Raw genomic sequence first — 5,073 nt, 5'->3', positions numbered from 1 at the left:
CCGCCAGTGATTTGGGGGGCCGCCGCCACGCGCCATCCATGGCGCGGGGCGGCTAAACCGGCATCCCTGCCGGTTTACCCCCCAAATCCCTGTCGAATTCCGGCCAGCGTGGTTTGATGGGGCGCTTAAGATCAAGATCACAAGCAGATCAAGATCAAGAGCGGCTCGCTTCGCATCGTGGTTACCGTTGGCTACAGCCGGCCTGCCACTGCATTTGGCGTGTTAATTGCTTCAATGGCTGACAATCGGCCGCTCGTTACAACTTCTCGCGCGCCTATTGCATCGTTGTCGAGGTCAGCGTCATGAACCCGAACACTCAGTATTCGACCCTTGCCGTCCCTGCAACACGTCGGTTTGATTATTGGAAAGAGGTGGTCTGTCGCCATTGCCTGGCAGCCGATAGCAAACCCTTGTCCCAGAGCCGCTTTGATGGCTCGCTCACCCTTAATACAGTCGGCGCGCTGGACATCTGTACGCTGTCTTCGCCGCTGCATTACTGGGAGCGTTCCGAACAGCACCTGCGCAGCGGCCCGGCTGAAGATTTATGGTTGGGTTTCGCTCGAAAGGGCCATGGGCAAATCGAGCAAGGCTCAAGAAAAGCCAACCTGGCCACGGGCAATTTGTTTCTTTATGACGCAACCCAGGCGTTTCGCTTTAGCCTGGGTGGTACCGAAAACCACTTGATCCGTATTCCCAGAGCGTTGCTCACCGAGCGCCTGCCGCGTATTGCCGAGTACACCGCGATGGTCCTCGACGACCGGCGCCCAGGTGTCGTGCCCTTGCGCGAAATGCTGCACCAGGCCGCGAGCACGCCTGCGTCGCTGCAGGATGAGCGCATCTCCAATCGTTACTCAAGTGCTGTGCTTGATCTGCTTGTGATCAGCCTGGAATTGCAGGACCTGAAAACCAGCCATCAGGAAATGGACCTCTACGGCCGCATCATGCAGTACATCCAACGCCACCTGACCGAGCCGGACCTGTCGATTGAAGCCATCGCCAAAGCCCACAACGTGTCCACCCGCACCGTTACGCGGGCCTTCGCCCGCTACCAAAAAACCCCCGTTGCAGAGATCTGGAAAGAGCGCCTGAATGCCAGCCGAGAAGCGATCGAGCGGGGCCAGGTGCGCTCGGTGTCTGAGGCGGCGCTGGACTTCGGATTTTCTGACTTTTCTCATTTCAGCCATGCGTTTCGCAAGGCGTTTGGCGTGGCACCGAATACGCTTTTGCGCCGCGATTGAAATTGGCGGGGTAGTGCAACTGCGCTTCCATGGCGTCATGAAGGAGTCTGACGACCTCGATCACGTCGTCGTTTGCCCCACGATAGAACACGATATGGCGTGGGTTTTTGACCGTTCCTTGGTTTGTTTGGCCTGCTGGCGTGAATAGACGAGGTGATCGCTGCGAAGGCCCGGTGCGCAGTGCCCCAATTTTGGCGGTGTCTTCGGCGACGCGCTGCTCCACTAAACGTAAACCTTCTGCATCCACCCGTAATAAAGCAACCTGCAGATTGATTTGAAGATTGATATGCCTGACTGTGCGTGGGAGAAGGCGCGATGTGTGCTTGAAATCGATCGGCATGTTCAATGCCTATCCATATTTGCGTTTAGAGGCATCCAGAGAGGTTTCAATGCCCTACGAGTTAGAAAATCGCTTGGTGATCGGCGTCGCTTCCAGCGCTGTGTTTGATTTGCTGGCATCGGACGCAGTGTTTCAGAGACAGGGGGAGGAGGAATACCGCAAGTTTCAGCAAAAAAATCTTCACGTCCCGCTTCCTAAGGGGATAGCGTTCCCCTTCATCAAGCGCTTGCTGTCAGTGAATGACCTGAGCGTCGATCCTACGGATCCGCTCGTTGAGGTCATACTGCTTTCGCGCAACGATCCTGATACTGGGCTGCGCGTGCTGAAGACTATCGAGCACTACGGCCTTGGGATGACACGGGCGATTTTCATGCAGGGAAAATCCCCTTATGAATACATACCTGCTCTGAACATCGCTTTATTTTTGTCGGGTGACAAAAAAGACGTGGAAGCGGCTATCAAGGCCGGGTACCCGGCTGGCCAGGTGCTCGATTCAAAATTCGAAGACGACGAAACGGATAAAACCCTACGCATCGCGTTCGACTTTGACGGCGTCCTTGCCGGTGATGAGTCCGAAACAATCATGCAGGCCTCTGGATTGTCTGAGTTCCATGCGCATGAAGTGAAGAACGTTATGCAGCCCCATAACCCGGGCCCGCTGAAGGAGTTCATGGTGCGGATATCCAAAATCCAGTCGGTCGAGGAGCAACATAAAAAGCTCAATCCTGACTACGAAAACCGCATACGAGTCTCAATCGTCACAGCCCGCAATGCGCCGTCTCATGAGCGTGCAATGAATACACTCAAAAGTTGGGGTGTCATGGCTAACGACGCATTCTTTCTGGGTGGCATCGAGAAAGGCAGGATTTTAGGTGTATTGAAACCGCACATCTTCTTTGATGATCAATCTGGGCACCTACAATCGACTAGCGCAGTTGCGCCATCTGTGCACATTCCTTTCGGCATTACCAACCATGGTGCGACAGTGGTTGTGCTGGATTCTGAAGCGGATCAAGTCCGGCAGGAGGTGTAACACGCAGGCTTGAGCGCGCAGTGTCACAGGCGTTCGTATCGGTTCTGTGCTGCGAAGAATCCTCGCCACTCACATTATCAGTCGGAACGATATAAGCGATAAGCGCGGAGCCAGCTTTCACCGCTGACTGAAGACCAAATGAAACGTTATCAGCAAATCTGGCTGACGGGTTTTCTCAAGCTGCAGACTCGGCGGCTGGCTGTCCGGGAAGTGTTCGACGCGGTCAATGCCACGGGCGAAACGAAGAACGTGCGGCTGTCCTATTGCTTCACGTCAGACCGCGTATGCTCAGGATAAGGGCATCACGGCGCGTGACAGCACTGCCGAGTGAAGCGCCGCTCAGGCGGCGCTCGCGATAGCGTGCTGGCCAGGGATGGCGCCAATCAGCTCACGGGTGTAATCGCTGGTCGGGCGGTTGAAGATGCGCTCCACCGAACCCTGTTCGACCACCCGGCCATTGCGCAACACCAGCACCTCATGGGCGAAGTTGGCGACCACCGACAAGTCGTGGGACACCAGCACGTAGGCGATGCCCATGTCCCGTTGCAGCTCTTGCAGCAGTTCAAGGATGTGCGCCTGCACGGACACGTCGAGGGCACTGACCGGTTCATCCAGTAGCAATAGATCCGGTTTCAGCGCCAGGGCGCGGGCGATGGCGACCCGTTGGCACTGGCCGCCGGAAAGCTCGCGCGGCAGGCGATCGAGGAAACTCACCGGCAAATGCACGCGACTGATCAGCTCGCGCGCGGCCTGTTCCAGGGCAGGGCCCTTGAGCAAGCCGAACGACACCAGCGGTTCGACGATGCTGTCGAACACTGTGAAGCGTGGGTCCAGCGCCGCAAACGGGTTTTGTTGCACCAGTTGCAGGCGCTGGCGCAGCGGGCGGAAGTCGCGCCAGCTGAGGTCGGTGACGTCCTGTTGCTCGAACCACACCCGCCCGCGGCTGGGTTTTTCCAGGCCGAGGGCGATGCGCAGCGCGGTGCTTTTGCCTGAGCCGGACTCGCCGACAATCGCCAGGGTCTGCCCGGGGTAGACCTGCAGGCTGAGGTCCTCCAGCGCGACAAAGGTCGCGTCTTCGCCCTTGACCTTGGGCAGCGCGAACGTCTTGCCAACGTTTTGCAGCTGCAGGATCGGCGGCTGCGTCGGAGCCGGCCGGGCCAGCGGCTGGCGGCGCGTGGCGAACGCTGGCGCCGCGGCGATCAAGGCGCGGGTGTAGTCATGCTGCGGCGCGCCGAGAATCTGCCGTGGTGCCCCTTGCTCCACCACTTGTCCCTGTTGCATCACTAGGACGCGGTCGGCGCGATCCAGCGCCACGCCAAGGTCATGGGTGATGATCAGCAAGGAAATTCCGCGCTCACTGACCAGCCGTTTCAGGTGGTCGAGGATCTTGCGCTGCACGGTGACGTCGAGGGCACTGGTCGGTTCGTCGGCGATGATCAAGCGTGGGTTGCCGGCCAGGGCGATGGCGATCAGCACACGCTGGCGCATGCCCCCGGAGAGTTCATGCGGGTACTGGCGCGCGCGCAGTACCGGCTTGGCGATACCGACCTGTTGCAGTAGCTCGACGATATCCGCATCGACGCCGGGGTAGCGCTTGCCCTTGGCCAGGATCAGCGCTTCGGCAACCTGCTGGCCAACGCGCAGGGTCGGGTTGAGGCTGACCATCGGGTCCTGGGGCACCAGGCCGATGGCGCGCCCGCGCAGGCCGCGTCTCTGGCGTTCGCTGGCGTGGGTGAGGTCGTTGCCGTCCACCCACAGCTCGCCGGCGCTGATGGTTGCGCTGCCCGGCAACAGGCCGAGAATCGCGTTGGCCAGGGTGGATTTACCCGAGCCGGACTCGCCGACAATCGCCAGCGTCTCGCCTTGGGCGATGGTCATTGACAGCTGGTTTACCGCCAGGTTGCCGTGCCGGTAGCTGACACTCAGCTGGCGAACATCAACTAAAGCATTCATCGCTGAACCTCCTCGAACGTGCGGGCAATGTGGTTGAGGCTGAACACCACCGCGACCAGGAACAGGCCGGGCAGCAACGACACCCAGGGGGCGGTGATCAGAAAGTGCCGACCGTTGGCGATCAACGTGCCCCATTCGGCGGCCGGAGGCGCGGCGCCAAAACCGAGAAAACTCAGGCCGGCGGTGGCGAGGATGGCTGCGCCGAAATCCAGGGTCGCCAGTACCGCCACGGGGCCCCATGCGTTGGGCAGGATGTGCCGCAGCAAGGTGCGGCCCCAGCTGGCGCCGCCCAGGCGTGCGGCTTCCACGTACGGCAGGGTCTTGACGCGCAGCACTTCGGCGCGGGTGGTGCGGGCGAACCCGGGGATAATCCCGACGCCCACGGCGATAGCCACCGGCACCGTGCCGAAGCCGATGGCGGTGACAATCGCCAGGGCCAGCAGCAAGCCGGGCAAGGCGAGCAACACGTCGACAAACCGCATGATTACCGCGTCGATACGCCCACCGGC

Annotated in this window: 5 protein-coding genes and 1 pseudogene; 3 read left to right on the top strand and 3 right to left on the bottom strand. The window is 60.0% G+C overall.

What is annotated here, in order from left to right; genetic code table 11:
* Window positions 1-302 precede the first annotated feature (302 nt).
* On the top strand, window positions 303-1,238 hold the full coding sequence (locus tag GIW04_RS27680) for a helix-turn-helix domain-containing protein (protein WP_003191111.1): 936 nt from the start codon (window positions 303-305) through the stop codon (window positions 1,236-1,238).
* Between the two features lie 7 nt (window positions 1,239-1,245).
* Here the strand turns inward: GIW04_RS27680 and GIW04_RS27675 are convergent.
* A pseudogene (locus GIW04_RS27675) lies at window positions 1,246-1,418 on the bottom strand (type II toxin-antitoxin system RelE/ParE family toxin); the annotation flags it as partial.
* A gap of 209 nt (window positions 1,419-1,627) precedes the next feature.
* Between GIW04_RS27675 and GIW04_RS27670 the strand changes: the two are divergent.
* On the top strand, window positions 1,628-2,611 hold the full coding sequence (locus tag GIW04_RS27670) for a 5'-nucleotidase (protein ID WP_183043777.1): 984 nt from the start codon (window positions 1,628-1,630) through the stop codon (window positions 2,609-2,611).
* Between the two features lie 138 nt (window positions 2,612-2,749).
* Window positions 2,750-2,908 carry a hypothetical protein gene (locus GIW04_RS27665; protein WP_183043771.1) on the top strand — a complete coding sequence of 53 codons (159 nt, stop codon included), beginning with the start codon at window positions 2,750-2,752 and terminating at the stop codon, window positions 2,906-2,908.
* A 42-nt stretch (window positions 2,909-2,950) separates the two neighbouring features.
* On the opposite strand, the gene GIW04_RS27660 is transcribed toward GIW04_RS27665, so the two are convergent.
* Together GIW04_RS27660 and GIW04_RS27655 are read right to left on the bottom strand one after the other, a co-directional pair.
* The gene (locus tag GIW04_RS27660; RefSeq protein ID WP_120248011.1) at window positions 2,951-4,564 is read right to left on the bottom strand and encodes a dipeptide ABC transporter ATP-binding protein; all 1,614 of its coding nucleotides are present in this window, start codon (window positions 4,562-4,564) and stop codon (window positions 2,951-2,953) included.
* A partial coding sequence (locus GIW04_RS27655; protein WP_236479409.1) for an ABC transporter permease occupies window positions 4,561-5,073 on the bottom strand: 513 nt, incomplete at its 5' end. The genes GIW04_RS27655 and GIW04_RS27660, both read right to left, overlap by 4 nt.

The sequence above is a fragment of the Pseudomonas sp. PA-4-8C genome, from assembly GCF_021606625.1.
Classification (GTDB): domain Bacteria; phylum Pseudomonadota; class Gammaproteobacteria; order Pseudomonadales; family Pseudomonadaceae; genus Aquipseudomonas; species Aquipseudomonas lactis.
This window is presented reverse-complemented; position numbering and strand designations above follow the sequence as displayed.